Below are 26,133 nucleotides of genomic sequence, written 5' to 3' on the forward strand. Positions count from 1 at the left end.
GCAGCGCCCATGGAGCTGCAGCTCACCACCCTGCCCGGCTGCGCCCTGGCGATCGGGGCCTATCCACGCTTTGCCTACGACCCCCAGGGTGGAGGGGGCATCGGCTGGCTGGGCGAGGCCGACGACCGCGGCCGGCCCCTGGAGTTCAGCCCCGGCGAGCTGCGCATCCCCCCCCTGAGCTGGCGCAGCACCCGCGTGCTCGGCCTGCCCCTGCCCCCCGGACTGACGATCGCCATCGAACCACGGCAGCTCAGCGGGCACCTGGAACCCCGCAGCGGTGAGCTGCGGTTGCGCTTCAGAGCCCGCTTCCACTGCAGCGCCCTGGGGGTCTACCGACCGGCGGCGCTGGCGATCGAAACGGAACTGAGCACCGGCTCGGTGAACAGCCGGCGCCACAGCTGCCGAGGCGCGGCGCTGGACAGCGACGGCAGGGGGGTGCTGGTGGGTGTGGCCCAGGTGCCCCCCAGCGGCGATGCCTGGCTGGACCGCTTCCTGGGGCTGCCGGATGAGGCCCTGGCGCTGCTGCGCTGCCGCCTCATCCCGGTGGAATCCCAGCTCAGGCGCGGCTGAAGCGCAGGCTGGTCGGCTGGCCCCAGTGACCCTGCACCTGCAGGGCGGGATCGTTGACCGCTTGGTGGCGCAGGATCCAGAACAGGGATTCGGGGCTGTCGGTGCCCAGCTGCTGCTGCAGCTCCCCCAGGCTGCGGGCCTCACCATCGGCCAGCAGGCCGTCGAGGCGCTGCTGCAGGTCGAGCACCGCGGAGGCGGCCCGTTTGCCCGCCTCCACGCCGGGCTGGTCGTAGGCATTGATGTTCACCAGTTCGGCGTAGAGGCCCACCGCCCGCTCGAACAGGGCCACCAGGGCGCCGAGGGCGGTGGCATCAAAGCGCCGCAGGGTGATCGAGAGGCTCTGGCGGCCGCCCTCGAGCAGGGCCGAGCGGGTGCCCTGGAGAAAGCCCTCGAGCACATCGCCGGGCTGTTCGCCGTTGATCGCCGGCAGACCGCCGCTGTCCTCCAGCACCTCGATGAAGGTCACGAAGAAGTTGTCGATGCCGTCGCGCAGCTGCTGCACGTAGGCGTGCTGATCGGTGGAGCCCTTGTTGCCGTACACCGCCAGGCCCTGGTGCACCTCCTGGCCCTGGCGATCAACACGCTTACCCAGACTCTCCATCACCAGCTGCTGCAGGTAGCGGCTGAACACCGCCAGCCGGTCGCGGTAGGGCAGTACCACCATGTCGCGCAGGCCGCGGCCCTCTCCGGCCGCAAACCAGGCGGCCGCCAGCAGGGCGGCGGGGTTGTCCTCCAGCTGCGGCCGACGGGTGAGGCAGTCCATGGCGGCGGCACCGGCCAGAAAGGCATGGATGTCCACACCGAGAAGGGCGGCGGGCAGCAGACCCACGGCACTGGTGATGCTGGTGCGGCCGCCCACCCAGTCGAACATGTCGAAGCGCTCCAGCCAGCCCTGCTGGCTGGCCAGCTGATCCAGGCGGCTGCCCGCCATGGTGATGGCCACGGCCTGCTGGCTCCAGTGGCCGCCGAGGGCCTCCAGGCACCTGCGCACCTGCTCCATGCCGATGCGGGGCTCGGGGGTGCCGCCGGACTTGCTCACCACCACCACCAGCGCCGTGCGCAGACGCTCACCGAGCGCCGCCAGGGTGTGGCTGATGCCCTCGGGATCCACATTGTCGATGAAGTGGAACGGCAGCCCCCTGCCCACCGTGCCCAGGGCCTCCACGATCAGCAGTGGCCCCAGCCCGGAGCCACCGATGCCGATCCATACCACATCGGTGAAGCGGTGGGCAGCGAGCTGCTCCCGCCCGAAGGCCGCGATCCGCTCCACCTCGGCGGCCACGTGCTTCGCCGTGGCGGCATCCGGGGCCAGCTCCGGCGCGCGCAGCCAGTAATGCCCCACCATGCGCTGCTCATCGGCATTGGCGATCGCCCCGGCCTCCAGGGCGGCCATGGCGTCGAAGGCCTGGGCAAAGCGCGGACGCAGGGATTCAAGGTGGGCCGGAGCGATCGCCATCCGGCTCACATCCAGCCAGACGCCGAGGCCGTCGTCGAACCAGAGCAGATCGCAGAAGCGTTGCCACTGGAGGCCGGGATCGGTGGGGTGGAACGCAGCGGTCATGGCCTCGGCTGCTCCGGGGAGGGGAACGTCCCCGCAACCTAATCGTGGCTGAAACCCCGGGATTCAGGGCAAAACCGAGGGCTGAAGCCGGCGCCGCAACCGCTCCACAGCCGCAGACCGGCGCCGAAACAGTCCGTAAGATTCTCCATCTGCCCTTCCGCAGACCCCCTTGCAGCGGTGCGTCACCTGATCCAGCCCCCCCCCTCCCCCCGTGGCCATGCCAGCGGCCGTGCCGCAGCTGTCGCTCGCAGCGCCAGCCGGGCCCTGGGGGTGGGTGCGACCCTGATGGTCACGGTGAGCCTGCCCATGGCCGGGAAGGGGCCCCCGGTGTGGATGGAATCCCCTCTGGCATTGGCAGCCGATGGGGACGACCTCACTGACGATCTGATGAGCGGCGACCCGCTGCGCTTCAGCCCCGAGGAACTGCAGGAACTGCATCGCCGCTTCGGGGTCCACGGCCCCCAGCCGCGCCTGGCCCAGTTGTTCAGCAGTGGCATCAATCAGCTGCAGCCGTTGCGCACCCGCACCCTCGGCCAGATCGAAACCCTGCGGCCGGTGATCCTGAGCGAATGCGCCCGGGAGCAGATCAACCCGATGCTCGTCACGGCGATCCTGTTCGACGAGTTGCGCCACGCCAAGCCTGGAGAGGACCACCCCATCGCCGCCCATTCAGGGCTGTTCACCACCCATGGGCCCGCCCAGATCGGCGTGGGCGAACTGGTGCACCAGGGTCTGCTCAGCGAAGACCCCAGCGCCGAAGAGATCACGGTCGCCCGCAATCAGCTGCTCGACCCCGATCAGAATGTGGCGCTGCTGGTGGGCAAGTTTGCCCGGTTGAAGCGGGCCCTCGACCTCCCCAGCGACCGCATGCTCGAGGCCAGCGGCAGTGCCAGGGATGCCAAGGGTCTGGCCACCCTCGCCTACCTGCACAACGGCAAGCTCGACTATCCGCGGGGGATCCTGGCCCTGATGCAGGACCCCGAACTCCACGCCCTGATCTACGGCCGCCAGAACCGCCCGGTGTCTCCACTCATCTGATCCCAGGTCTGATCCCGCTCCCAGGACAGCAGATCAATCAGCAGAGCAGACCCAGGGCTTCGAGGCGCACCCGCAGGGCCTCCCAGTCGAAGCTGCGCGGATCCGCCCGTTCGCCCCACAGATCCACGGCCCGGTGGGTGGTGATCTGATCGGGAGGGATGGGGAAGCGCTCCATCCACACCGCCAGCAGGGCCGCCAGTCCGTCGTACTGGGCGGCGCTGTAGCCACTGTGGACAGGCCCGGTGTGCTCGCCGTCGAAGGGGGTTTCCAGGCTCACATGCAGGGCGAAGTTGTTCACCGAGCCCCGAACCGTGGGATTGGTGATCGCCCACTCGCCGCGGAAGGCGGAATTGCCGGCGCCATAGGCCCGCTGGGAGGGATCGAGCAGTTTCACCACTCGGCCGTCGAGGCCGATCACGGCGTGGTAGCTCACCTGGTCCTCATCCCGTGGGTGGGGAGTGCGGAAGGTGTTGATGGCTGAATCCATGCTGTACACCGTCTCGTGCAGCACCACCAGCCGGGGGGTGGGATCGAGCGGATTGCCGTAGGCGTCCCGGCTGTGGCGCTGGCCGTAGTTGCTGGGATCGATGCGGATCCGCTCTGGAGCCGTGCGCAAGCGGCTGGCCAGGGCGAGCAGCTGCTTGCGGCGCTGGGGATCCACCGGCCGGCAGCCGGCGCGCAGGGGCGAGCTCCAGCTGGGGTGGGGGGGTGGCGGCGGTGCCGGATCCGCTGCCCCCTGCGGCTGGCTGGACGGTTGACGCACCTCGTCGAGCAGATCGAGCAGGGAGCGGCGGCCACCGGCACCGGCGAGCTGGACGGATCCATCGCGGGCCAGCCAGCCCAGACCGCCGAGGCCGATGACACCAACAGCCACCGCCGCCAGGACCAGGGGCTGATGGCGGCGGTTCACGGCAGCTCCAGAGCCAGCCAGCGGCGCCGGCGCTCGGCGGCCTCGGCCGAGGCATCGGGCCGGGGCTCCAGCCGCCAGGCCTTCGCCCGGGCCGGTGCCGGCGTCAGCACTGTCGAGAGCAGGCGACCATCGCGGGCCACAAGCACCTCCAGCGGGGCGCCGGGCCAAACCTTCAGAACGGTGGACACGTCCTCCATCCGCTGCACCCGCTGGCCGGCCAGGGCGATCAGTTCGTCTCCGACCATCAATCCTGCCTGCTCGGCAGGAGAGTCCCGCAGGACCCGCCTGGTCGTCAAGCCCTGGGTGGCGATCTCCAGATGCCAGCCCAGCCAGGGCTCCTCGCTGGTTTCCGCGCTCAGTGCCAGGCCCACATCGTCCAGGTAGTCGTCCAGGGGGGGATCCTCGAGGGCATCCAGCCAGCGCGGCAGCAGGGTGGCCAGGTCGGGAGCGAGGGCAGCCAGGGCGTTGAGCAGATCCTCCTGCCGGTAGCCCCGGCCCTGGCAGCCATGGCTGCGCCAGAGCCCGCGCAGCACCGCCGGCAGGCCGCTGCGGTGGCGCCGCAGGTGCAGATCCAGCACCAGCGCCACCACCGCTCCCTTGAGGTAGTAGCTCACCTGGTTGTCAACGGCATAGGCGTCGGCCTTGTAGAGCTTCACCCAGGCCTCCTGGCTGCTCAGGCGCAGGCTCTGCACGGCACGGCCCGGGGTGAGGCGGTAGCGGCTGAGGTCGGCGGCCAGGTCGCCCAGCACCTCCCCTTCGCTGCAGAGGCCGGCCGCATGGGGCAGCAGCTGGTCCACGTAGCTGGTGATCCCCTCGGCGAACCAGAGGCTCGGCACCACCACGGCCCGGTCGTAGTCGTAGGGACAGAGCTCGGCGGGCCGAAGCCGGCGCACATTCCACTGGTGCAGATATTCGTGGGCCACCAGCTGCAGCAGCTTGCGGCGGCCATCTGGGTCCGCCAGGCGGCGGCGGCCGTACTGCAGCACTGTGCTGAGGTCGTGCTCAAGGCCGCCGTAGCCGTTGTCGGTGAGGTGGAGCACGAACAGGTAGTGCTCCGCCGCCGGCCGCTCCACCCCCATCAGGCGGCAGCAGGCCAGGCACACCCGCTCCACATCGGCCAGCCAGTGAGGGTCAGCGGCCGGCAGATCGGCACCCTCCAAGGTGGTGCCCCAGCTCACCCAGCGATGCGGCGCACCAGCCACGCTGAAGCTGTGGCAGGGATGGGGGCCGGCCTCGATCGGCGTGTCCACCAGCTGATCGAAATCCCGGGCCAGCCAGTCACCGTTGGCGTCGGCTGGCAGGGGCACGAATGCCTGCCAGCCAGCAGGCAGCTGCAGGCGCAGGCGATGGGGCAGCCAGCGCTGGCCGCCCACCTGCAGCACCACCGCGGCCAGAGCCAGGAAGCCGTGCTCGGCGGTGAGGTGGCAGGTGCGCACCGTGAGCTCCGTGGCCAGGATCCTGTAGCGCAGGCGCAGCGGGGCCAGCCGGGGCACACGCACCGACCAGGCGGCGACGCCGGTGCGGCGGATGGGCAGCGCCGCATCACCCTGAAACACCTCCAGGGCTTCGAGCTGGCGCACGTAGTCGCGGATCAGGTAGGAGCCCGGAGTCCAGGCCGGCAGGGCGAAGGCCAGCTCCAGCTGCTCGGGTTGCAGCTCCAGGGTCACCACCACCAGGTGAGCGGTGGTGGCCCGAAGATCGAGCGACACCAGGGGCCCGGGGCCGCTGCACTCCGGGTCCACGGAAGCAGGGCTGATGGCGCCGGGATCGGCCGGAGTGGACGCGGCAGGGCCGGAAATCACCGCGTTGTGCCGCTCATGACCTCACGCTCACCTGGGCGCTGGCCAGCTGGCTGGCTGCATCGGCCAGGGCCTTCTCGGCGGCATAACGGCGGGTGATGGCCGAGAGCAGGCCCTGCAGGCGCGTGCTGCGGCTGATGCGCTGAAGGTCGCCCACCAGAGCGAGGGAGCCATCGGCCTGGCGAGCCCAGCCCAGCCGCTGGCCACCCTCGAGCTGCACCTGCAGCTCCACGGCCTGGCAATCATCGGCGAAGCCATCCAGCTGGCCACCCCAGTGGGGCTGCAGCCCGATCGCCACAAGGCTGGCGACGAGACGATCGGCGTCGCGCAGCACCGTGGGCAGGATGGAGAGATGGGACATGAAATCGGATGCCCGCTTGCCAAGACCCTAGCCAGGAGCTGGACGGGATCCAGTGGCCGTTGCCACCGGCAGCGGCCGAAACGGCCATCACCACGGCCCCCCGCCGGCTGCGGCTGGGGGTGATGGCATCGGGGGAGGGCAGCAACTTCGAGGCCCTCACGCTGGCCTGCCGGGCCGATCAGCTCCCGGCCGATGTGCTGCTGCTGGTGGTGAACAACCCCGGCTGTCGGGCGTTGGAGCGGGCGCGGCGGCTGGCGGTGCCCTGCCGGCTGATCGACCACCGCCGCCAACCCAGCCGGGAGGCCCTCGATGACGCCCTGATCGAGGCCTTTGGCGAGGCGGCGGTGGATCTGGTGGTGATGGCCGGCTGGATGCGCATCGTCAGCCCCCGGCTGGTGGCCGCCTATCCCCACCGACTGGTGAACATCCACCCCTCCCTGCTGCCCAGCTTCCGGGGCCTGGACGCGGTGGGGCAGGCCCTGGAGGCCGGGGTGACGCTGACCGGCTGCAGCGCCCACCTGGTGAACGAGCAGGTGGATGCCGGACGAATCCTGGTGCAGGCGGCGGTGCCGGTGCGGGCCGACGACGACCACGCCAGCCTCGCCGCCCGCATCCAGCGGCAGGAGCACCGGATCCTGCCGCTGGCCGTGCGGCTGGCGGCGCAGCGGCTGGGGCTGCTGAGCAGTCCGGCTGATCAGGGCCCGGGCACTCAGGGGTAGAAGGGCAGCAGCGGCAGGCCAAGGCATTCCGGCAGACCCGCCATCAGATTGAGGCACTGCACCCCCTGGCCGGCCTGGCCCTTGACCAGGTTGTCGATGGCGCCCATCACGATCAGCTGGCCGGTGCGGCTGTCGGCCTGCAGGGAGAGCAGCGCCCGGCTGGTCTGGCGCACCCACTTCGTGGAGGGGTAGGTGCCCACCGGTAGCACGGTGACCGCCGGGGCATCGCGGTAGGCGGAGCGCAGCACGGTGCTGCAGTCGTCGGCGGTGAGGCCGGGGTCGCGCAGGCGGCAGTACACCGTGGCCAGCAGACCGCGCACCATCGGCATCAGGTGGGGGGTGAACTGCAGCTGGATCTCCCGTCCGGCCACCTGGCCTGCGATCTGCTCGATCTCGCTGGTGTGGCGATGCCCCACCACGCCGTAGGGGGCCACCGCCTCGGCCGCCTCGGCCAGCAGCAGGTGCTCCTTGGCGGCCCGGCCGCCGCCGCTGGTGCCGGTCTTGGCATCGATCACGATCCCCCCGGTCTCGATCAGGCCTTGCTTGAGCAGGGGCAGCAGTCCCAGCAGGGAGGCGGTGGGAAAGCAGCCCGGGGCGGCCACCAGGCGGGCCGTGCGGATGCGCTCGCCATGCCACTCGGGCAGGCCGTAGACGGCCTCGGCGCAGAGGTCGGCGTCCCGGCGCTGCAGCTGGCGGGCCTCCGTTGCGTACACCTCCTGCCAGCGGGCCAGGGAGCGGTAGCGGTAGTCGGCGGAGAGATCCACCACCCGCACACCGCGCTCCAGCAATGGCGGCGCCAGCTGGGCCGCCAGGCCGTTGGGCAAGCTGAGCACGGCGAAATCGGCCGCCGCCGCGATCGCATCGGGATCGGGGCTCTGCACCAGCGGATCACCCGGGAGCGGCAGAAAGGGCGTGATCTCGCTCCAGCGCCGGCCGCTGCTGCGCTCCCCGCCCAGGAAGGTGACGCTCAGCTGCGGATGATCCTGCAGCAGGCGCAGGGTCTGCAGCCCGCCATAGCCGCTGGCACCGATCACGGCCACCCGCTGACCTGCGGGTGGGGGGCTGGCTGGAGGCGAGCTGGCCATGAAGGGGAACCCTTCTCGCGAAGACGAACAGGGCTTTATAAATGAAGATTGCGCCCTCGTCGCCCACCAGGGGCGCCCGCCATGAGTTCTGCGACCAGCAGCACCCCCGCCATCCGCTTCGACGCCATCGCCGATGCCCTGGCGGCGATCCGCAACGGCGACGCGATCGTGGTGGTGGATGACGAAAACCGCGAGAACGAGGGCGATCTGATCTGCGCCGCCCAGTTCGCCACCCCCGAGCAGATCAACTTCATGGCCACCGAGGCCCGCGGCCTGATCTGCCTGGCGATGGAGCCGGAACGGCTGGACGCGCTGGATCTGCCGCTGATGGTGAACCACAACACCGACGCCAACCAGACCGCCTTCACCGTGAGCGTGGATGCGGGGCCTGAGAACGGCGTGAGCACGGGCATCTCAGCGGAGGACAGGGCCCGCACCATCCAGGTGGCGATCCATCCCCAGACCCGGCCGGCCGATCTGCGCCGGCCCGGCCACGTGTTTCCGCTGCGCGCCCGCCAGGGCGGTGTGCTCAAGCGCGCCGGCCACACCGAAGCGGCGGTGGATCTGGCCCGGCTGGCCGGCCTCTATCCGGCCGGGGTGATCTGCGAGATCCAGAACCAGGACGGCTCGATGGCCCGCCTGCCCCAGCTGGCCGAGTACGCCCGCCGCCACGGGCTGCGGCTGATCTCCATCGCCGACCTGATCAGCTACCGGCTGGACACGGAGCGTTTCGTGCGGCGCCTGGCGGAGGCCCGGATGCCCAGCGCCTTCGGCATGTTCCGGGCGATCGGGTTCCGCAACGACCTCGATGGCAGCGAGCATGTGGCGATCGTCAAGGGCCGGCCCGAGCAGGCCACCGGCCCAGTGCTGGTGCGGGTGCACAGCGAGTGCCTCACCGGCGATGCCTTCGGCTCCCTGCGCTGCGACTGCCGGCCCCAGCTGGAGGCGGCCCTGCGCATGATCGAGGACGCCGGCGAGGGGGTGGTGGTGTATCTGCGCCAGGAGGGCCGCGGCATCGGCCTGATCAACAAGCTCAGGGCCTATTCCCTGCAGGACAGCGGCCTGGACACGGTGGAGGCCAACGAACGGCTGGGTTTCCCCGCCGATCTGCGCAACTACGGCGTGGGCGCCCAGATCCTCAGCGACCTCGGCGTGCAGCGGTTGAAGCTGATCACCAACAATCCCCGCAAGATCGCCGGGCTGGGGGGCTACGGCCTGCAGGTGGTGGACCGGGTGCCCCTGGTCATCGATCCCGGTCTCCACAACGCCGCCTACCTGGCCGTCAAGCGCAGCAAGCTGGGTCACCTGATAGGGGAGGGCCCCACCTGCCCGGTGGCGGGCCCCACCGCCGTGGTGGCCTGGCAGGGACACCCCGAGGCCGGCTCGGCGGCCGAGCTGGTGGAGCAGCTGCAGAGCTGGGCCCTGGAGCAGGGGCTCCTGGCGGAGCCGGAAGACGATCCCAGACTGCTGGCCCTGCTCAATCAGCCCCAGCTGGCGCTGTTGCTGAGCACCGGCGAGCGTGCCTCCCTGGAACCCCAGCTGCTGCGCCGGGCCCTCGAGCTGCTGGCCTCAAGCCCGGGCTGTTGCCGGGTGGGGCTGTTGCTGAGCCCGGAACCCCAGCGGATCAACCATCCCAGCTCCTCCCTGGAGGCCCAGCAGCGCCCGCTGGCAGAGCTGCTGCAGCCCAGTGGCCAGGGACCCCGGCTCGATGCCGGGGTGATGGTGGTGTGGCGCTGAGGCTCAGTCCTGGATCGTCAGCTTGTTGATCCGGCTGCCGTTCTTGAGGCCCAGCACCACGTCCATGTTGCCGGTGAGGCCGAACACGGTGTGCACGCCATCGAGGTGGGGCTGGGCGCCGTGGCAGATGTAGAACTGCGATCCGCCGGTGTTGCGGCCGGCGTGGGCCATGGCCAGGGTGCCGGCCTGGTGCTTCTGGCCGTTGATCTCGCAGTCGATCATGTAGCCGGGTCCACCGGTGCCGGCCATGCCGGGAGCTCCCTCACGGCTGTTGGGGCAGCCGCCCTGGGCCATGAAACCGGGGATGACGCGATGGAAGGCCAGGCCGTCATAGAAGCCGTCCTTGGCCAGCTTCACGAAATTGGCCACGGTGTTGGGCGCGTCGGTATCGAACAGCTCCAGTTCAATGCTGCCGGCGTCGGTCTCCATCACGGCACGGGTCATGGCAAGTCAGGGGGAAAGGGCGACTGTATGGGGCCGTGCTGAAAATGGAGTCCCCAGCGGCAGGTCCCTCCCCTTCCTCCTCGCCTCAATCCTCGCCCCACCCCAACGGCCCCTCCACGCCCCCTCCACACCCGATGAGCACTGACCAGTCCAGCGCCGCTCCCGGCATCAACCTTGAGCAGGCCCGCCTGGGCGTGCTCGGCGGCAGCGGCCTGTACGCCATGGAGGGGCTCGAGGACGTGCGCGAACTGGTGGTGGAAACGCCCTTCGGCGAGCCCTCCGATGCCCTGCGCCTGGGGCGCATCGGGGGCCTGGAGGTGGTGTTCCTGGCCCGCCATGGGCGGCATCACAGCTACACGCCCAGTGAGGTGCCCTATCGGGCCAACCTCTGGGCCCTGCGCAGCCTGGGGGTGCGCTGGATCCTGTCGGTGTCGGCGGTGGGCTCGCTGCAGGAGCAGTTCCGTCCCCTGGACATGATGGTGCCGGATCAGTTCATCGATCGCACCCACCAGCGGCCGCTCACCTTCTTCGGGGAAGGCGTGGTGGCCCATGTCGCCGCCGCCGACCCCTTCTGCCCCACCCTCAGCCGCCTGCTGGCCGATGTGGGTGAAAGCCTGATGCCCACGGGCCGTCAGCTGCACCGGGGGGGCACCTACCTGTGCATGGAGGGACCCGCCTTCTCCACCCGGGCGGAATCCGAGCTCTACCGCAGCTGGGGCTGCGGGGTGATCGGCATGACCAACCACACCGAAGCCCGGCTGGCCCGGGAGGCTGAGATGGCCTACGCCACCCTGGCCATGGTCACCGACTACGACTGCTGGCACCAGGAGCACGCCTCGGTGAGCGTGGAGCTGGTGCTCGACAACCTGCGCGCCAACGCCACCCTGGCCCAGGAGATCGTGCGCGTGGCCGCCGAGCGCATCGGCGCCCAGCGGCCGGGGAGCGGCACCCACCGGGCTTTGCGCCACGCCCTGATGACCCCGAAGGAGCAGGTGCCACCCGACACACGCCGTCGCGTCGATCTGTTCACGGCCCCCTACTGGGGAGCGCTCACAGAGGAGGGCTGAGGCTCGCCCCGCAGGCCGCCAGGGCCCGGCGCAGATCCTTGCCCTGCTGCTCCAGTGGCGCTGCGGCGGCAGCCGGCTCCAGGCCGGTGGCGGCCATCAGCAGGGCCAGCTTCACCGAACCGCCGGCCCTCTCCAGCAGCACGGCGCCCTCAGCGCGCTCCAGTCCGGCCAGGTCACGCAGGATGCGCAGGGCCCGGTCTTCGAGCTTGCTGTTGGTCACAGCCACATCCACCATGCGGTTGCCATACACCTTGCCCAGGCGCACCATCACGCCGGTGGAGAGGATGTTGAGGGCCATCTTGGTGGCGGTGCCCGCCTTCAGCCGGGTGGAGCCGGTGAGCAGCTCGGGACCGGTGAGCAAACGAATGTCGATGTCGCAGGGCATCGGCACCTGATCGGTGGGCACGCAGGCCAGGGCGATCGCCAGGGCTCCGAGCTGGCGGGCGTGGCCCAGGCCGCCGAGAACATAGGGGGTGGTGCCCCCGGCGGCGATCCCCACCAGGCAGTCAGCGGCGCTGAAACCCCGCTCCTGCAGGTCGCTGCGGCCCGCCTCCTGCAGATCCTCCAGACCTTCGGAGCTGCGCAGCAGCGCCGGAGCTCCGCCGGCCAGCACCCCCTGCACCAGCTCCGGCGGCGTGCAGAAGGTGGGCGGGCACTCGGCGGCATCGAGCACCCCCAGCCGCCCGGAGGTGCCGGCTCCCAGATAGAACAGGCGACCGCCGCCGGCCAGGCGTGCGGCGATGGCATCCACCGCCGCCGCCAGGGCGGGTGCGGCGGCGGCCACCGCCCGCTGGGGCTCCAGATCGTTGCGGCAGAACAGGTCCACCAACTGGTCGGTGGGCAGCTGGTCGAGGTTGGCGCTGAGCGGGTTGGCCTGCTCGGTGAGCAGGTGGCCGCGGTCGACGGCCCCAGATCCAGGGCTCGAGGCTGATCCCACAGTCACAGCAGGCCCTCGAGCTGGCGGCGGAAGGCTTCCAGCTCAGGGTCAGCGGCGCTGGCCTCCTGCCACTGGGACACATCCACGTTGCGCTCGGGGGGAGCGATCAGCAACCGATCCTCCGCGTTCTTGGGCACGAAACCGGTGGGCACGAAGCGTGCCTCGTAGCCGGCCTGGTTGCAGAACTCCTCCATCTCCCGGCGATCGAGACACTCGACAGTGGGAACGGGAAAGTCCTGGGCTTCCAGCAGGCCGGCATAGCGCTCGGCGTCATCGCTGTCCTCGAACAACAGCACCACGGTGCGGCCGTTGATCTCGAGGGAATGGATGCCCTCCTGCTCGGAGCCGGCATCGAAGAGGAGCACATGCACTGACATGGGCGCAGACAGCGGTGCGGGCGACACCTCAGTGTGTCATTCGTCCTCGGCCAGCTCCAGCAGCCGGCGATAGAGGGCCAGCTCGGCATCTCCCGGCTGCTCCGGCACCATGATCCGCACCTCCACCAGCTGGTCACCCCGCAGCTCACCCCACTCCAGGCCACGGCCGCGCAGGCGTAGCAGCCGACCACTGGAGGAGCAGGGAGGCACGGTGAGTTGCACCGGCCCACGCAGGGTGGGCACCACCACGCGGCAGCCCAGCACGGCCTCGGCCGGGCTGAGGGGCAGCTGAAAGAGCACCCGCAGGCCGTCCACCCGCAGGCCCTCGGGGGTGCGGACCCGCAGCTGCAGGAAGTGGTCGCCGCCCCCTGGGGTCACACCCGCCAGTCGCAGCCGCCAGCCATCCCCGGCCAGCGGCGGGGTCCACACCTCCACAGCGGTGCCATCGGCGAGTTCGAGCTCCACCCGTTCCCCCTCAAGGGCCTGCTCCGGGCTGAGCTCCACGATGGTTTCGCTGTCCACCGCCGCCGCCACCGGAGGCGGTGAGGGAGCCGCCGCGGTCACCGTGCCGCCGGCCATGGATTCAGAAGCCCGGGATTCAGAAGCCCAGGATTCAGAAGCCCGGGACTCAGCCGCAGCGGGCTGGCGGCCGCCATCGTCAACCCGGTCGGCCGGGCGCTCCCGCCGCCGGCCTCCGAGCAGCACCTCCAGATAGTCCTCGAAGCTGGGAAAGCCTGTGGTGAAAGGATCCTCGGGGCCAGCGTGGCCGCCCGTGCCGGCGTCCGGTTCCCCCTGCTCCCAGGCCCGCCGCCGGCGCGGATCGGAGAGCACCGCGTAAGCCTCGTTGACCTGCTTGAAGCGGTCCTCGGCAACGGGATCATTGCCGTTGAGATCGGGATGCCAGCGACGGGCCTGCTGGCGGAAGGCGCGTTTGAGGGCATCGGCGTCGGCGCCGGGATCCAGCCCCAGCACCGCCCAGGGGTCCATGGCGGGCTCGCCGGCAGCGACAGTGCGGGAGGTCACGGCAGCCTGCTGTCGTCCCAGGGATCGTCGTCGGGCACCCGGGAGCGGACCCGCCCGGGAGATTGATCCCGCGCAGGCGGCATCCGCGGCGGATAGGCCTCGTCAGCGCCGCGGGGAGCCGGGGCGGGAGCCCTGTCCTCGTCGGGTGCGTAGCGATCGCGCGGGTAGCCCTCAGGGTCGTAGCGCTCACGGTCGTAGCGCTCTGGTTCGTCGCGGTCGCGGTCGTCACGGGCATAGCGGTCGCGGTCGTCGCGGTCCCGTTCGTAACGGTCGGGCTGGTAGCGATCCGTCCCGTAGCGGTCCTCCGTCCCGTAGCGGCCGGCGGAGCGGGGCGCACCACTGGACCAGGGGTCGCGGCCGGGGCGGTTCCAGTCGTCCCAGTCGTCGTCGTCGGAGAACAGCTCGTCCTTAAGGCTGCCGAGGGTGTTTTTGAGACCCTGCAAGGGGCCCTGCTCGGTACGCCGCTCGCTGAGCAGGCGACGGTTGAGGCCGAACAGGGCCTCCTGCAGCTGGCTCGCGGCCATGTCCAGCTCCACCGGATCGCTCTCGCCGCGCTCGTCGAGGGCCAGCAGGTCCTGCACCTCGCGCACGGCCATCTCCACCGCCCGCTGCTGCCGTTCGGCGCCGTAGGGGCCGAGCTCCAGGGCCGCATCCCGCAGCCGGCGCTCCGCCTGGGCCACCAGGGTGAGCGACTTGTTGCGCCGGTCGATGGCCGCGCGCTTGCGCCGGTCCTCGGAGGCCTTCTGCTCGGCCTCCTCGATCAGCCGCCCGATCTCCTCCTCGCTGAGGTTGGAGCCGCCCTGGATGCTCACGCTCTGCTGGCGGCCGGTGGTGCGGTCCATGGCCGACACCTGCAGCAGCCCATTGGCGTCGATGTCGAAGGACACCTGCACCTGGGGCACGCCGCGGGGGGCGGGGGGGATGCCGGAGAGACGGAAGCGGCCCAGGCTCTTGTTGTCGGGGCCCATCTGCCGCTCCCCCTGCAGCACGTGGATCTCCACCGAGTTCTGATTGGCCTCGGAGGTGCTGAACACATCGCTCTTGCGCACCGGTATCGGTGTATTGCGCGGAATCAGCACCTTCATCACCCCGCCGATGGTCTCCAGACCGAGGGAGAGGGGGGTGACGTCATTGAGCATCAGATCGCGCAGCTCGCCAGTGAGGATGCCGGCCTGCACCGCCGCACCGATCGCCACCACCTCATCGGGGTTCACCGACTGGCAGGGGTCGCGCGGCACCAGGGTGCGCACCATCTCCTGCACCATCGGCATGCGCGTGGCACCGCCCACCAGCACCACGTCGTCGATGTCGTCGGCCGCGAGGCCAGCATCCCGCAGGGCGCGCTGCACGGGCCGCAGCAGGCGGTCGAGCAGATCGGGGCAGAGGCCCTCGAACACCACACGCTCCAGGGTGGTTTCGATATGCAGGGGACCCTCGGCCCCGGTGCTGATGAACGGCAGCGAAATCGGCGTGCTCTGCACACCGCTGAGTTCCATCTTCGCCTTCTCGGCCGCTTCGGTGAGGCGCTGCAGGGCCTGCCGGTCGCGGCGCAGATCGATCTGATGCTCGCGCTGAAAGGCGTCGGCGAGCCAGTCGACGATGCGCCGGTCCCAGTCGTTGCCACCCAGCTGGGTGTCGCCGCTGGTGGCCTTGACGTCAAACACCCCCTGGGCGATGCGCAGCACCGAGACGTCGAAGGTGCCGCCGCCGAGATCGAACACCAGCACCCGCTTGGCGGCACTGCGGTCGAAGCCGTAGGCCAGGGCCGCCGCTGTGGGCTCGTTGAGGATGCGCTCCACGTTGATGCCCGCCAGCCGGCCTGCGTCGCGGGTGGCCTGGCGCTGGGCGTCGTTGAAATAGGCGGGCACCGTGATCACGGCCGCCTCCACCGGCTCGCCGAGATAGGTGGCAGCGTCGTCGCAGAGCTTGCGCAGAATGCTGGCCACCAGCTCCTCAGGGGCGTATTCCCGCTCGGTGGCGGGGCACACCACGCGCACGTTGCCGGCCTCATTGGCGCGCACCGTGTAGGCCACGGTGAGGCTGCCCTCGTCCAGCTCCTCCCACTGCCGGCCCACGAAGCGCTTGAGGTTGGCAAAGGTGTTGCGGGGGTTGAGCACCAGCTGGCGCCGGGCCAGCTGGCCCACCAGCAGCTCCTGATCGCGGCTGAAACCCACGGCCGACGGCGTGGTGCGGCTGCCCTCGGCACTGGCGATCACCACCGGCCGGCCGCCTTCGAGCACGGCCACCACCGAATTGGTGGTTCCCAGGTCGATGCCGACGATGCGCCCCATACAGAGAGAGGAATCTTGACCCGCCTGGCGCTCCCAAGGTACCGGCAGGCCAGACGTTAATCACTGCTTAAACCGTCCTGGCGGGAACGCCCGTACATTTCGGGCGGTCGCCTCTGCCTTCGGTGGGGCGAGCGCACCAAGGGCCTGCCGCAGGGCGGCCAAGCCACGCCGCAGCTCAGCGTTTCACTGCATGCCCACGGATTCCGCAACCACTGCCCACGCCGCCGACGCCTACCTGCTGCGTCGACGACCTCCAAGCGAGAAGCTGCTCGACACCGGCTTTCGCCAGCTGTCGCTGGTGATGGCATCAACGGTGGCCGTCGTGCTCATCTCCATCTTCCTGGTGGTGTTCACAGGGGCCCGCGAAGCGATCGGCGAATTCGGCCTCGCCTTTCTCACCACCTCCGGCTGGGACCCGGTGAACCAGCAGTACGGCGCCTTCGTGGCCATCTACGGCACGTTGGTCACCTCCATCCTGTCGTTGACCATTGCCGTCCCCCTGGGTGTGGGCACGGCGATCCTGATCACCGAAGACGTGCTCCCCAAGACGATCCGCGATGCCGTCGGCCTGATGGTGGAGTTGCTGGCGGCGATCCCCTCGGTGGTTCTCGGCCTCTGGGCGATCTTCGTGATGGAACCGGCAATCCGGCCAGCCCTCAACCTGCTGCATGCCTGGTTGGGTTGGAGCCCCTTTTTCAACACCACAGCCCAGGGGCCAGGCATGGCTCCTGCCATTCTTATTCTTGTGGTGATGGTGCTGCCGATCATCACAGCCATCTCGAGGGACGCCCTCAATCAGGTGCCCGTCGAGTTGCGCCAGGGCGCCTATGGAGTGGGCACCACCCGCTGGGGCGCCATCTTCAGCGTGATCCTGCCAGCCGCCGTGTCCGCCATCACCGGTGGGGTGATGCTCTCTCTCGGCCGGGCAATGGGGGAAACCATGGCCGTGACGATGATCATCGGCAACTCCATCAACTTCAACATCTCCCTTCTGGCACCGGGAAACACGATCGCCTCGATGCTGGCGAACCAGTTCGGCGAAGCGGACGGCATCCAGGTGTCTGCCCTGATGTATGCAGCCGTGATCCTGATGATCCTCACCTTCACGGTGAATGTGTTGGCGCAATGGATCGTGCGTCGCCTCAGCCTCCGCTACTGAACACCACGACGATGGCCACCACCAGCATCCGTTCCAGCAAAAACAACCAGCCCAACGCTCTATTTGATCGGCGGCCACTCAACTTCGATCCCACCCTCAAGCGCAATCGCATCAACCGGGTGCTCACCAGCATCGCCGGTGTGTTTGGTGCCCTTGCCGTACTGCCCCTGTTCCTGGTGCTGCTGTACGTGCTGTTCCAGGGTGGCAGATTGCTGAGCCCAACCCTGTTCACCCAGTTGCCGCCTCCACCCGGCCTGGATGGGGGAGGGATCGGCAACGCCGTGATCGGCACGATCCTGGTCACCCTGATCGCGTCTGTGATTGCCATTCCCATCGGCGTTGGCGGTGGCATCTACCTGAACGAATATTCAACGCGTGGCTGGTTCTCTCAATTCATCAGCTTCGGCAACGACATCCTGGCCGGCGTTCCATCCATCATCACCGGTGTATTCGTTTACGGCATCGTCGTGTCGACGCGCCTGTTCTTCAACCAGAGTTTCAGCGCCGTTGCCGGTGGCCTTGCGCTGGCCGTGTTGATGCTGCCCACAGTGATCAAAACCACGGACGAGGGCCTCAAGCTGGTGCCCCAGGAGCTGCGCTGGGGGTCCTACGGGATCGGCGCCTCCAAATTCGTCACCGTCATGCGGGTCACCCTTCCGGCGGCCTTCACCCCCATCGCCACCGGAGTGGTGCTGGCGATTGCCCGGGCCGCTGGCGAAACGGCTCCCCTGATCTTCACGGCCCTGTTCTCCCCATTCTGGCCCGAGGGGATCTTCAATCCGATCGCCACCATGTCGGTGTTGATCTTCAACTTCTCGATCATGCCCTACGAGGCCCAGAACGAATTGGCTTGGGCCGCCTCGTTCGTTCTCGTGATCATGATTCTCGCCGCCAACCTTATAGCACGCTGGATCAGCAGCCTATCCCGCAACTAGAGCATCTCTCTTCTCTTTCCCCCTCACCTCTAGCCCACGCAACTAGTCACCCCTTTTGATCATGCCTTCCGCCAGCATTTCCCAGATTCCTGCCACCGATGTCTGCATGTCGCTGCAGGACGTAACCATTTCCTATGGGAGCTTTGAAGCCGTGAAGAACGTCTTCATGGACATCCCCAATGGCCAGGTCACGGCCTTGATCGGTCCCTCGGGCTGTGGCAAGTCCACCGTGCTGCGCGCCCTGAATCGGATGAACGACCTGATTCCCGGCTGCGGCCTGCGCGGAAGGGTGGTGTTCGATGGGGTGGATCTCTATGCACCCAACGTCGATCCGGTGGAGGTGCGCCGCCGCATCGGCATGGTGTTCCAGAAGCCCAACCCCTTCCCCAAGAGCATCTACGAGAACATCGCCTTCGGCGCCCGGATCAACGGGTACAGCGGCGACATGGACGAGCTGGTGGAGCGCTCCCTGCGCAAGGCTGCCGTGTGGGATGAGTGCAAGGACAAGTTGAAGGAGAGCGGTCTCGCCCTCTCCGGCGGCCAGCAGCAGCGCCTCTGCATCGCCCGTGCCATCGCCACCGAACCGGAGGTGATCCTGATGGACGAGCCCTGCTCCGCCCTCGACCCGATCTCCACCCTGAAGATCGAGGAAACCATGCACGAGCTCAAGCGCAGCTACACGATTGTGATCGTGACCCACAACATGCAACAGGCTGTGCGGGTGGCGGACATGACCGCTTTCTTCAACGCCGAAGCCGTGGAAGGCGGCAGCGGCAAGGTGGGCTACCTGGTGGAGTTCGCCGAAACAGAGCGCATCTTCAACGCCCCCAAACAGCAGACCACCCAGGACTATGTGACCGGCCGCTTCGGCTGATTCAACGCACCATCAATCAACCGCACTCAATAGAAAAGCCGGCCCTTGGGCCGGCTTTGGTGTGATCAGCGGAGAGGGAGGGATTCGAACCCTCGATAGAGTTGCCCCTATACAGCATTTCCAGTGCTGCGCCTTCGACCACTCGGCCACCTCTCCAGCGGCTAAATGGGGCAACGAGATGGCAATGTAGCAGTCAACGACCCGCAGCCCCATGCTCACGTTTCCGATCACCGTCCACTGGCGCCAGGCCGGTCGCGTGATCTGTCACGAGGTGCCCGAAGGCCACTACATCCTGCGCAGCTTCGAACAACAGGGCGACCCGCTGCCCTTCAGCTGCCGCAACGGCTGCTGCACCACCTGCGCGGTGCGGGTGCTGAACGGCACGATCGATCAGCGTGAGGCGCTCGGGCTCTCCAAGGAGCTGCGCAGCCGGGGCTACGGCCTGCTCTGCGTGGCCCGGGCCATCGGCCCGCTGGAGGTGGAAACCCAGGATGAGGATGAGGTCTACGAGCTGCAGTTCGGGCGCTACTTCGGCCGGGGTCCCATCCGCCCCGGACTGCCGCTCGAGGAGGACTGACCGGCCGCCACGGCTCCCTACCGCGACGAGGCGCCAACGCAACGCCACCACGACGCCCCCAGCTGTCACGCCATGACCGACAACACCGCCTCTGGGCGTGAAGCCCAGCTGGGCCCCCAAGGCCACTCCGATCGGGCACTGCACCAGTCGGGACTGGCCACCGGAGCCGTGGAGCGCCTCGCGGATGTGGCCCGCCGGGCTGCCGAGGCCGGCGGGGTGCAGCTCCGCGCCCACTTCGGGCGCCTTGAGCAGATCCGCGAGAAGGGCCGCTGCGGTGATCTGGTCACCGAGGCCGACCTGGCTGCCGAAGCCGCCGTGCTGGCTCTGCTGGAGGCGGAGACACCCGAGATCGGCGTGCTCTCGGAAGAGAGCGGCCGGCGCCAGCGCGGCGGTGAGCTGGAGTGGTGTGTCGACCCCCTCGACGGCACCACCAACTACGCCCACGGCTATCCCTTCTTTGGCACCTCGGTGGGGCTGTGCTGGCGCGGCGTGCCCCTGCTGGGCGCCCTGGCCATCCCCAGCTTCGAGGAACTGCACTGGGCGGCGCCGGGGCTGGGGGCCTGGTGCAACGGCCGCCGCATCCAGGTGAGCGGCTGTGAGCGGCTGGCCGACGCGCTGCTGGTCACCGGCTTCGCCTACGACCGCCACAGCCGCCTCGACAACAACTACGCCGAGTTCGCCTACTTCACCCACCGCACCCACGGGGTGCGGCGCGGCGGGGCAGCGGCGGTGGACCTGGCCTTCGTGGCCTCCGGCCGACTGGACGGCTACTGGGAGCGGGGGCTCGCCCCCTGGGACCTGGCCGCCGGGGTGGTGCTGGTGGAGCAGGCGGGCGGCGTGGTGTCCGCCTACGACGGCGGCCCCCTGGAGCTGGGCAGCGGGAGGGTGGTGGCCGCCGGCCGGCGCCTGCACCCGGCGCTGGTGGCCGGCCTGCAGACCTGCCAGCCCCTCAGCGGCGCCAGCTTCGGGGCGCCGGAGCTCGACGCCACCGCCGCTCCATAGGATCCCCCCCTCGCCCCCCCTCGGCCCGTCCCATGGCCCTGCAACCCGCCGCCGGCGCCCGGGATCTCAATCCCCGCGAGGTGGAACAGAACCGGGCCATCTGCGCCACCCTCGCCGGCGTCTACCGGCTGTGGGGGTACCAGGCGGTGGCGCCGCCGAGTTTCGAGCGCCTCGACACCCTCCAGGCCGGTGGCGCCATCGACGGCCGCGAGCTGGTGCGGCTGGCCGCCGATGAGCCCCTCGGCCTGCGCCCCGAACTCACCGCCTCAATCGCCCGTGCCGCCTGCACGCGCATGGCCGAACGGCCCCGGCCCCTGCGCCTGTGGGCCGAAGGCACCACCTTCCGCAGCAGCACGGGAGACAGCGGCAACCAGCGCATCCACGAGCAGTGGCAGAGCGGGGTGGAGCTGCTGGGCGAGCGCTCGGCGGCGGCCGATGTGGAACTGATGCGGCTGCTGCTCGCGGCCGCCGCCCGCCTGGGCCTGGGATTCCAGCACCGCCCCCGGTTGCTGGTGGGGCACCAGGGCCTGCTCACGGCCCTGCTGGCCGAGGTGCCCGAGCAGCAGCGCGGTGCCGTGCGGGCCGCCCTCACCGGCTTCGATGCCCTGGCCCTGGCCCAGCTCCCTCTCAGCGATCTCCTGCGCCAGCGGCTGAGTGCGGTGATGCGCCTGCGCGGCGAGCCGCCCGAGGTGCTCTATGCCCTCGAACAGTGGCTCGGGCCCGTCCCCCTGCTCAGTGAGCTGGCCGCAACCCTGGCAGCGGTGGCTCCGGCGGCGTCCCGGCAGCAGGTGGCCCTGCGCCTTGATCCCAGCTTCCAGCCGCACTTCGCCCTCTACGACGGCCTGGTGCTGAAGCTGGTGTGCCAGGGGGCCAACGGGCCCGTGGAGATCGCCAGCGGCGGCCGCTACGACGCCCTGGTGGGGCGCTTCGGCGCCGATCCGGGCCAGGCCGCCGGGGTGGGGTTCGGCTTCGATGTGGAGGCGGTGCGCGAGCTGGCTGGACTGCCGGCGGACGCCGCCTCCGCCACGCAGCCGGTGCTGGTGGGCTACAGCGGCGAGCAGGCCCTGGCGGCGGCCCTCGATGCCCTGGAGACCTTCCATCGTCAGGGCCAGTGCGCCGAACTTCTGGGCCATCCGGTACCCAGCCAGGCCGAGGCCGATCGGTTGGCCGGCGAGCGCGGCTGCTGCCGGGCCACCTGGATCGCTGCCTAGGATCCGCCCAGCCCCTGTCAGACCATGGCCCACACGATCGTCAGCAACATCTGCGAAGGGGTGGCCGACTGCGTGGATGCCTGTCCGGTGGCCTGCATCCACCCCGGACAGGGGGCCAACAGCAAGGGCACGGCCTTCTACTGGATCGATTTCGACACCTGCATCGACTGCGGCATCTGCCTGCAGGTGTGTCCGGTGCAGGGGGCCATCCTTCCCGAGGAGAAGCCCGACCTGCAGCGGGCGGGCTGAGCGCCCCGCCCTGAACCCGGCCGCGGTTCGGTCACCCCTCCCCGCAGCCTGTTGAGCGCGCCCCGCCGGCGCTCCTACGGTGCCGGCACTGATTTCACGTTGCCATGCCGGTGCTGGAAGAGAAGGGCCAGATTCAGATCCATACCGAGAACATCTTCCCGATCATCAAGAAGGCCGTGTACAGCGGCCACGAGGTGTTTCTGCGGGAACTGGTGAGCAATGGCGTCGATGCCATCAGCAAGCGGCGCATGGCCGCCATGGCAGGCGACTGCAGCGAGGGATCCGAGGGCAGCATCCAGATCCGGATCGACCGGGAGCAGAAGACACTCACCATTTCCGACAACGGCATCGGCATGAGTGCCGACGAGGTGAAGCGCTACATCAACCAGGTGGCCTTCTCCAGCGCCGAAGACTTTCTCGAGAAATACAAGAGTGACGGCGACGCCATCATCGGCCACTTCGGCCTGGGCTTCTATTCCAGTTTCATGGTTGCCGCTCAGGTGGAGCTGGTGACGCTCAGTGCCCGTGAGGGCAGTGAAGCGGTGCGCTGGACCTGCGACGGCTCCCCCAGCTTCAGTCTGGAGAGCGCCGAGCGCAGCGAACCCGGCACTGATGTGATCCTGCACCTGATGGAGGAGGAGCTCGAATACATCGAGCCGGCACGGATCCGCACCCTGATCAGCACCTACTGCGACTTTCTGCCGGTGGCGGTGCAGCTGGAGGGAGAAACCGTCAACAAGCGCGAGGCGCCCTGGCGCAAGAGCCCCCGCGAACTGAGCGACACGGACTACATTGAGCTTTACCGCTATTTCTACCCCTTCCAGGGCGATCCCCTGCTCTGGGTGCACCTGAGCACCGATTACCCCTATACACTGCAGGGCATCCTGTTCTTCCCCAAATCCAGCGGCCGGGCCGACTGGGAGAAGGGTGAGATCAAGCTCTACTGCAACCAGGTGTTCGTGAGCGACTCCATCAAGGAGGTGGTGCCGCGCTATCTGCTGCCACTGCGAGGTGTGATCGACTCACCCGATATTCCCCTCAATGTGAGCCGCTCGGCCCTGCAGACCGACCGCAAGGTGCGCTCGATCGGCGGCTTCGTGGCCAAGAAGGTGGCCGACCGGCTCAAGCAACTGCACCGCGACGAGCCCAGACGGTATGCCGAGATCTGGGACTCCGTGGCTCCCTTCATCAAGATCGGCGCCATGGAGGATGAGAAGTTCGCCGATCAGGTGGCGGAGCTCGTGCTGTTCGGCAGCACCGCCCCCCCGGCCACCGAAAGCGGCACGGCGGACGATGGCGAGGGCGCCCCTGCCGAGGGCGACGGGCAAGCCGAAACCGGCAGCCTTGATCCCATCCCCGCCGGCGACGGCCGCGCTTACACCACCCTGGCCGGCTACCGCAGCCGCCTCAGCACCGACAACGCCAAGCGCATCCTCTATTGCACCGACGAGGCGGGCCAGGCCGGGGCCTTGGCGTTGTGGAAGAGCCAGGGGGCCGAGGTGCTGCTCGCCGACACCTTCATCGACACCCAGTTCATCCCCTGGCTGGAGTACCGCCACGAGGATCTCACCTTCCAGCGGGTGGACGCCGAACTCGACGACACCCTCAAGGAGCAGGAGAGCGAACTGGCCGATGCCGAAGGCAAGGACAGCTCCGAGAAACTCCGGGATCTGTTCAAGACCGCGCTCGCCAACGACAAGGTGACCATCCAGGTGCAGGCCCTCAAGGGCGAGGAGGCACCGGCTGCCCTGATCCTGTTGCCTGAACAGATGCGGCGCATCAACGACATGGGTGCCCTGATGGAGCAGCGCCTGCCCGGCCTGCCGGAGCACCACGTGCTGCTGGTGAACCGCCGCCACCCGCTGGTGGCCGGGCTGCTCACGTTGTCTGCCGGCGCCGTGATCACCACGCCCGGGGCGGGCAGCGCCTCGCCCAGCCAGCAACTGGCCGACGACCTGGCCTGCCATGTCTACGATCTGGCCCGACTGGCCGTGGGCGGGCTGGAGCCCAACCAGCTGTCGGGCTTTCAGCAGCGCAGCGCCGAGCTCATGGGCCGGCTGATGCAGCGGGGGCTGTGAGGGCCTGGCCCAACTGCACGCAGGCTGGTTGCTAGTGTCGCCACCTGCGCCGGTGTTCGCACCGTCGCCATGTCGTCATTGTCAGGTTGAAGGTCATGTCACGGGTCTGCCAGCTCACCGGCAAACGCGCCAACAACGGCATGGCCGTCTCGCACTCCCACGTGCGCACCAAAAAGCTCCAGCAGGTGAACCTGCAGGACAGGCGGCTGTGGTGGGCCGAGGGCAACCGCTTCGTGAAGCTGCGGGTGTCCACCAAGGCCCTCAAGACCATTCAGAAGAAGGGTCTTGGCGCCTACGCCCGTGAACTAGGCGTGAACCTGGCCCGTCTCTGAGCTGACACAGCTGGAGTCCACTCCGGCCCCGAGATCATTCCCCCCGATGCGTCGTCGTCAGCTGCTGCGCACCAGCCTGCTGGGGGCGGCACTCACCGCCACCGGGCTTGTCGTTCGTCCCGCCCGCGCCCACGCCATGGGCGGCAGCCTGCCGGCGCTGGACGCGCCGGCGCCGGATTTCAACCTGCCTGGGGTGGCCCCGGGCCCTGGCAGCGGCCAGGGCGCTGCGCAGGCCACCCAGTTGGCTCTCGCTGATTTCGCCGGACTCTGGCTGGTGCTCTATTTCTACCCCCGCGATTTCACGGGCGGCTGCACCCTCGAGGCCCGCGGTTTCCAGAAGGATCTCAAGGCCTTCCAGCGGGCCGGCGCCGCCGTGGTGGGCGTGAGCGCCGACGACCCCGACTCCCACGCCTCCTTCTGCAGCGAGGAGGGACTGGCCTTCCCGCTGCTCAGCGATCCTGGTGGCACGGTGAGCCAGCGCTACGGCTCCTGGATCGCCCCCTTCTCCCAGCGCCACACCTTCCTGATCGATCCCAAAGGGGTGATCCGCTCCCGCTGGGTGGCGGTGAGGCCCAGCGGACACAGCCGCGAGGTGCTCGAGGAACTGCGGAGGCTGCAGGCCTGACTCACCTCAGAGACCCGGGTCAGAGAGGCCGGCCCATTGTTCAACCGCGGGAACTGAACGTGGCGACCAGCAGCTGGCGGTGCACCTCCGTGGCCTGGCGCAGCTGCCGCACCCGTTCGCGGGGCGGCGGCTGGTCGAGGCAGGCGCGCCACTGGCGCAACAATCCGGCCTGCTCGGGGGCACCATCCAGCTCCGCCAGGGGACAGCCGAGGGCGCGGGCGGCGGCGGCCACCTTGGGGTCGTAGCTGAGGGCGGCGACGGGCGCCCCGCTCACCGCCGCCAGGATCAGACCGTGCAGCCGCATCGCCAGCACCAGGCCGCTGCCGGCAGCCACCGCCAGCGCATCCTCAACCCCTTCGGGGGCCAGCTCGCGGCTGCGGGCCACCAGGCCCGCGCCGAGCAGGCCCTCGGCACGCAGCTGCTCCAGCAGACCCCGGTCCTGGTGGCGGTGGAACGGCAGCCAGAGCAGCTCCCGCTCCGGAGCCAGCTGCTCGAGGGCCTGCAGCCAGGGGCGCCAGCGCGAGCCCTGGAGCTGGGTTGTGGGCCTGAAACAGAGCACGAGCGGTCCGCCGTGTCCGCTCCAGGCCGGCGCCTCCAGGCTCCAAACCGGATCGCTGCCCACACCGGCCTGCCCTGCAATGTCGTGGGAGCTGGCGGAGCTGGCAGCGGCGGCACAGGCCAGCTGGCGGCGGTCGGGCCGCCAGCCGAGTTCGCGGGCCAGGGCGGCGGATTGGGCATCCCGCCAGGAGCAGCCGTTCACCAGCCGCAGCAGGGCCCGCACCAGCAGCCGGCTGCGGCGGCGGCGCAGCGGGCCGAGCCCCTGGGCCCAGAGCAGCACGCTGCGTCCCCGCAGACGGGCAGCGGCCACCAGGGCCGCGTAGTAGAGCAGGCTGGCGAAGCTGGTGGCATCCTGCAGCAGGCTGCCGCCGCCGAACACCAGGGCGTCGCCGTGGTTCAGGGCCACCAGCACCGCCCCCAGCCGGCGGCGATCCACCGTGGCCACCCCATAGCGCTGCCGCACCTCGGCCTGGTCGCGGGCTGTGACCGTGGCCCGGCAGTGGCCCGGCAACTGAGCCAGCAGCACCTCCAGCAGGGCGTCGTCACCGAGGTTGTGTTCGCCGTAGTAGCCCACCAGCAGGGGCCGGCTGCGGGCGTACCCGGGCACCATGGCG

General features: G+C 69.4%; 26 protein-coding genes and 1 tRNA gene. 15 read left to right on the forward strand and 12 right to left on the reverse strand.

All coding sequences use genetic code 11. The annotated features are described in order from the left end of the window. The first annotated feature begins 9 nt into the window (after positions 1-9). Positions 10-570, forward strand: a complete 561-nt coding sequence (locus KBY96_RS04835; RefSeq protein ID WP_254978086.1) for a hypothetical protein — start codon at positions 10-12, stop codon at positions 568-570. Here KBY96_RS04835 and KBY96_RS04840 read toward each other — a convergent pair. Then, complete coding sequence (locus KBY96_RS04840; protein WP_254978087.1) at positions 557-2,131, reverse strand: glucose-6-phosphate isomerase; 1,575 nt, start codon at positions 2,129-2,131, stop codon at positions 557-559. The genes KBY96_RS04835 and KBY96_RS04840 overlap by 14 nt on opposite strands. Before the next feature lie 177 nt (positions 2,132-2,308). Between KBY96_RS04840 and KBY96_RS04845 the strand changes: the two genes are divergently transcribed. Further along, positions 2,309-3,169, forward strand: coding sequence for a helicase DnaB (locus tag KBY96_RS04845; RefSeq protein WP_254978088.1), 861 nt, complete (start codon positions 2,309-2,311; stop codon positions 3,167-3,169). 37 nt (positions 3,170-3,206) lie between these two features. On the opposite strand, the gene KBY96_RS04850 is transcribed toward KBY96_RS04845, so the two are convergent. The 3 genes from KBY96_RS04850 to KBY96_RS04860 are packed head-to-tail and all read right to left on the reverse strand — an operon-like array spanning position 3,207 to position 6,239. After that, positions 3,207-4,079, reverse strand: coding sequence for an N-acetylmuramoyl-L-alanine amidase (locus tag KBY96_RS04850; protein WP_254978089.1), 873 nt, complete (start codon positions 4,077-4,079; stop codon positions 3,207-3,209). Continuing rightward, the gene (locus KBY96_RS04855; RefSeq protein WP_254978090.1) at positions 4,076-5,881 is read right to left on the reverse strand and encodes a M61 family metallopeptidase; all 1,806 of its coding nucleotides are present in this window, start codon (positions 5,879-5,881) and stop codon (positions 4,076-4,078) included. The genes KBY96_RS04850 and KBY96_RS04855 overlap by 4 nt, the downstream gene beginning before the upstream one ends. Positions 5,882-5,894: 13 nt before the next feature. Beyond that, positions 5,895-6,239 (reverse strand): DUF1257 domain-containing protein, encoded by a 345-nt coding sequence (locus tag KBY96_RS04860; protein ID WP_254978091.1) that lies wholly within the window; start codon positions 6,237-6,239, stop codon positions 5,895-5,897. Between the two features lie 8 nt (positions 6,240-6,247). On the opposite strand from KBY96_RS04860, the gene purN reads away from it, so the two are divergent. Then, positions 6,248-6,958, forward strand: a complete 711-nt coding sequence (gene purN, locus KBY96_RS04865) for a phosphoribosylglycinamide formyltransferase (protein WP_396122251.1) — start codon at positions 6,248-6,250, stop codon at positions 6,956-6,958. On the opposite strand, the gene argC is transcribed toward purN, so the two are convergent. Continuing rightward, complete coding sequence (gene argC / locus KBY96_RS04870; RefSeq protein WP_254978092.1) at positions 6,949-8,043, reverse strand: N-acetyl-gamma-glutamyl-phosphate reductase; 1,095 nt, start codon at positions 8,041-8,043, stop codon at positions 6,949-6,951. The two genes, purN and argC, sit on opposite strands and share 10 nt — an antisense overlap. An 81-nt stretch (positions 8,044-8,124) precedes the next feature. Here argC and ribBA point away from each other — a divergent pair, with 81 nt between their 5' ends. Beyond that, positions 8,125-9,780, forward strand: a complete 1,656-nt coding sequence (ribBA, locus tag KBY96_RS04875) for a bifunctional 3,4-dihydroxy-2-butanone-4-phosphate synthase/GTP cyclohydrolase II (RefSeq protein ID WP_254978093.1) — start codon at positions 8,125-8,127, stop codon at positions 9,778-9,780. A gap of 3 nt (positions 9,781-9,783) precedes the next feature. Here ribBA and KBY96_RS04880 read toward each other — a convergent pair whose 3' ends face one another. Further along, positions 9,784-10,224, reverse strand: a complete 441-nt coding sequence (locus tag KBY96_RS04880; RefSeq protein ID WP_254978094.1) for a peptidylprolyl isomerase — start codon at positions 10,222-10,224, stop codon at positions 9,784-9,786. A 134-nt stretch (positions 10,225-10,358) separates the two neighbouring features. Between KBY96_RS04880 and mtnP the strand changes: the two genes are divergently transcribed. Beyond that, a complete protein-coding gene (gene mtnP / locus KBY96_RS04885) occupies positions 10,359-11,291 on the forward strand; it encodes an S-methyl-5'-thioadenosine phosphorylase (protein ID WP_254978095.1) in 933 nt (310 codons plus the stop codon). Here the strand turns inward: mtnP and murQ are convergent. From murQ to dnaK, 4 genes are read right to left on the reverse strand one after another with little or no spacing between them, the layout of a single operon-like run. Further along, positions 11,275-12,228 (reverse strand): N-acetylmuramic acid 6-phosphate etherase, encoded by a 954-nt coding sequence (murQ, locus tag KBY96_RS04890; protein WP_254978160.1) that lies wholly within the window; start codon positions 12,226-12,228, stop codon positions 11,275-11,277. The genes mtnP and murQ overlap by 17 nt on opposite strands. A gap of 2 nt (positions 12,229-12,230) precedes the next feature. After that, complete coding sequence (locus KBY96_RS04895) at positions 12,231-12,605, reverse strand: DUF3110 domain-containing protein (RefSeq protein ID WP_254978096.1); 375 nt, start codon at positions 12,603-12,605, stop codon at positions 12,231-12,233. A gap of 36 nt (positions 12,606-12,641) precedes the next feature. Further along, a complete protein-coding gene (locus tag KBY96_RS04900; RefSeq protein ID WP_254978161.1) occupies positions 12,642-13,592 on the reverse strand; it encodes a DnaJ domain-containing protein in 951 nt (316 codons plus the stop codon). A gap of 32 nt (positions 13,593-13,624) precedes the next feature. Next, positions 13,625-15,919, reverse strand: coding sequence for a molecular chaperone DnaK (gene dnaK, locus KBY96_RS04905; RefSeq protein ID WP_254978097.1), 2,295 nt, complete (start codon positions 15,917-15,919; stop codon positions 13,625-13,627). Between the two features lie 190 nt (positions 15,920-16,109). Between dnaK and pstC the strand changes: the two genes are divergently transcribed. The 3 genes from pstC (at position 16,110) to pstB (ending at position 18,887) form a co-directional block, all read left to right on the forward strand. Beyond that, the gene (pstC, locus tag KBY96_RS04910) at positions 16,110-17,078 is read left to right on the forward strand and encodes a phosphate ABC transporter permease subunit PstC (RefSeq protein ID WP_254978098.1); all 969 of its coding nucleotides are present in this window, start codon (positions 16,110-16,112) and stop codon (positions 17,076-17,078) included. 11 nt (positions 17,079-17,089) lie between these two features. Continuing rightward, the gene (gene pstA / locus KBY96_RS04915) at positions 17,090-18,013 is read left to right on the forward strand and encodes a phosphate ABC transporter permease PstA (RefSeq protein ID WP_254978099.1); all 924 of its coding nucleotides are present in this window, start codon (positions 17,090-17,092) and stop codon (positions 18,011-18,013) included. A gap of 61 nt (positions 18,014-18,074) precedes the next feature. Then, positions 18,075-18,887, forward strand: a complete 813-nt coding sequence (gene pstB, locus KBY96_RS04920) for a phosphate ABC transporter ATP-binding protein PstB (RefSeq protein WP_254978100.1) — start codon at positions 18,075-18,077, stop codon at positions 18,885-18,887. Positions 18,888-18,956: 69 nt separating this feature from the next. On the opposite strand, the gene KBY96_RS04925 is transcribed toward pstB, so the two are convergent. Beyond that, a tRNA-Ser gene (locus KBY96_RS04925) sits at positions 18,957-19,043 on the reverse strand. Between the two features lie 55 nt (positions 19,044-19,098). Here KBY96_RS04925 and KBY96_RS04930 point away from each other — a divergent pair. The 7 genes from KBY96_RS04930 to KBY96_RS04960 all read left to right on the forward strand — a co-directional run bounded on the left by KBY96_RS04930 (position 19,099) and on the right by KBY96_RS04960 (position 24,961). Beyond that, positions 19,099-19,464 (forward strand): 2Fe-2S iron-sulfur cluster-binding protein, encoded by a 366-nt coding sequence (locus KBY96_RS04930; RefSeq protein ID WP_254978101.1) that lies wholly within the window; start codon positions 19,099-19,101, stop codon positions 19,462-19,464. A 72-nt stretch (positions 19,465-19,536) separates the two neighbouring features. Next, on the forward strand, positions 19,537-20,466 hold the full coding sequence (locus KBY96_RS04935; protein ID WP_254978102.1) for an inositol monophosphatase family protein: 930 nt from the start codon (positions 19,537-19,539) through the stop codon (positions 20,464-20,466). A gap of 32 nt (positions 20,467-20,498) precedes the next feature. Continuing rightward, positions 20,499-21,677, forward strand: coding sequence for an ATP phosphoribosyltransferase regulatory subunit (locus KBY96_RS04940; RefSeq protein ID WP_254978103.1), 1,179 nt, complete (start codon positions 20,499-20,501; stop codon positions 21,675-21,677). Positions 21,678-21,701: 24 nt separating this feature from the next. Further along, complete coding sequence (locus KBY96_RS04945) at positions 21,702-21,926, forward strand: ferredoxin family protein (protein WP_254978104.1); 225 nt, start codon at positions 21,702-21,704, stop codon at positions 21,924-21,926. 104 nt (positions 21,927-22,030) lie between these two features. Continuing rightward, positions 22,031-24,004, forward strand: a complete 1,974-nt coding sequence (gene htpG, locus KBY96_RS04950) for a molecular chaperone HtpG (RefSeq protein WP_254978105.1) — start codon at positions 22,031-22,033, stop codon at positions 24,002-24,004. A 95-nt stretch (positions 24,005-24,099) separates the two neighbouring features. Beyond that, complete coding sequence (gene rpmB, locus KBY96_RS04955) at positions 24,100-24,336, forward strand: 50S ribosomal protein L28 (RefSeq protein ID WP_254978106.1); 237 nt, start codon at positions 24,100-24,102, stop codon at positions 24,334-24,336. Between the two features lie 46 nt (positions 24,337-24,382). Then, positions 24,383-24,961, forward strand: coding sequence for a peroxiredoxin (locus KBY96_RS04960; protein ID WP_254978107.1), 579 nt, complete (start codon positions 24,383-24,385; stop codon positions 24,959-24,961). A 40-nt stretch (positions 24,962-25,001) separates the two neighbouring features. Here KBY96_RS04960 and csaB read toward each other — a convergent pair whose 3' ends face one another. Continuing rightward, the gene (gene csaB / locus KBY96_RS04965) at positions 25,002-26,129 is read right to left on the reverse strand and encodes a polysaccharide pyruvyl transferase CsaB (protein WP_254978108.1); all 1,128 of its coding nucleotides are present in this window, start codon (positions 26,127-26,129) and stop codon (positions 25,002-25,004) included. Positions 26,130-26,133 lie beyond the last annotated feature (4 nt).

This window comes from Cyanobium sp. ATX 6A2, from assembly GCF_024346355.1.
In the GTDB taxonomy this organism is placed as follows: Bacteria; Cyanobacteriota; Cyanobacteriia; order PCC-6307; family Cyanobiaceae; genus NIES-981.

Bases quoted from the DNA above. Each gene is read 5' to 3' on its own strand.
- KBY96_RS04835 (WP_254978086.1), top strand. From the start codon at position 10: ATGGAGCTGCAGCTCACCACCCTGCCCGGCTGCGCCCTGGCGATCGGG.
- KBY96_RS04840 (WP_254978087.1), bottom strand. From the start codon at position 2,131: ATGACCGCTGCGTTCCACCCCACCGATCCCGGCCTCCAGTGGCAACGC.
- KBY96_RS04860 (WP_254978091.1), bottom strand. From the start codon at position 6,239: ATGTCCCATCTCTCCATCCTGCCCACGGTGCTGCGCGACGCCGATCGT.
- purN (WP_396122251.1), top strand. From the start codon at position 6,248: ATGCCCGCTTGCCAAGACCCTAGCCAGGAGCTGGACGGGATCCAGTGG.
- argC (WP_254978092.1), bottom strand. From the start codon at position 8,043: ATGGCCAGCTCGCCTCCAGCCAGCCCCCCACCCGCAGGTCAGCGGGTG.
- ribBA (WP_254978093.1), top strand. From the start codon at position 8,125: ATGAGTTCTGCGACCAGCAGCACCCCCGCCATCCGCTTCGACGCCATC.
- KBY96_RS04880 (WP_254978094.1), bottom strand. From the start codon at position 10,224: ATGACCCGTGCCGTGATGGAGACCGACGCCGGCAGCATTGAACTGGAG.
- mtnP (WP_254978095.1), top strand. From the start codon at position 10,359: ATGAGCACTGACCAGTCCAGCGCCGCTCCCGGCATCAACCTTGAGCAG.
- KBY96_RS04895 (WP_254978096.1), bottom strand. From the start codon at position 12,605: ATGTCAGTGCATGTGCTCCTCTTCGATGCCGGCTCCGAGCAGGAGGGC.
- KBY96_RS04900 (WP_254978161.1), bottom strand. From the start codon at position 13,592: ATGGACCCCTGGGCGGTGCTGGGGCTGGATCCCGGCGCCGACGCCGAT.
- dnaK (WP_254978097.1), bottom strand. From the start codon at position 15,919: ATGGGGCGCATCGTCGGCATCGACCTGGGAACCACCAATTCGGTGGTG.
- pstC (WP_254978098.1), top strand. From the start codon at position 16,110: ATGCCCACGGATTCCGCAACCACTGCCCACGCCGCCGACGCCTACCTG.
- pstA (WP_254978099.1), top strand. From the start codon at position 17,090: ATGGCCACCACCAGCATCCGTTCCAGCAAAAACAACCAGCCCAACGCT.
- pstB (WP_254978100.1), top strand. From the start codon at position 18,075: ATGCCTTCCGCCAGCATTTCCCAGATTCCTGCCACCGATGTCTGCATG.
- KBY96_RS04930 (WP_254978101.1), top strand. From the start codon at position 19,099: ATGCTCACGTTTCCGATCACCGTCCACTGGCGCCAGGCCGGTCGCGTG.
- KBY96_RS04935 (WP_254978102.1), top strand. From the start codon at position 19,537: ATGACCGACAACACCGCCTCTGGGCGTGAAGCCCAGCTGGGCCCCCAA.
- KBY96_RS04940 (WP_254978103.1), top strand. From the start codon at position 20,499: ATGGCCCTGCAACCCGCCGCCGGCGCCCGGGATCTCAATCCCCGCGAG.
- KBY96_RS04945 (WP_254978104.1), top strand. From the start codon at position 21,702: ATGGCCCACACGATCGTCAGCAACATCTGCGAAGGGGTGGCCGACTGC.
- htpG (WP_254978105.1), top strand. From the start codon at position 22,031: ATGCCGGTGCTGGAAGAGAAGGGCCAGATTCAGATCCATACCGAGAAC.
- rpmB (WP_254978106.1), top strand. From the start codon at position 24,100: ATGTCACGGGTCTGCCAGCTCACCGGCAAACGCGCCAACAACGGCATG.
- KBY96_RS04960 (WP_254978107.1), top strand. From the start codon at position 24,383: ATGCGTCGTCGTCAGCTGCTGCGCACCAGCCTGCTGGGGGCGGCACTC.
- csaB (WP_254978108.1), bottom strand. From the start codon at position 26,129: ATGGTGCCCGGGTACGCCCGCAGCCGGCCCCTGCTGGTGGGCTACTAC.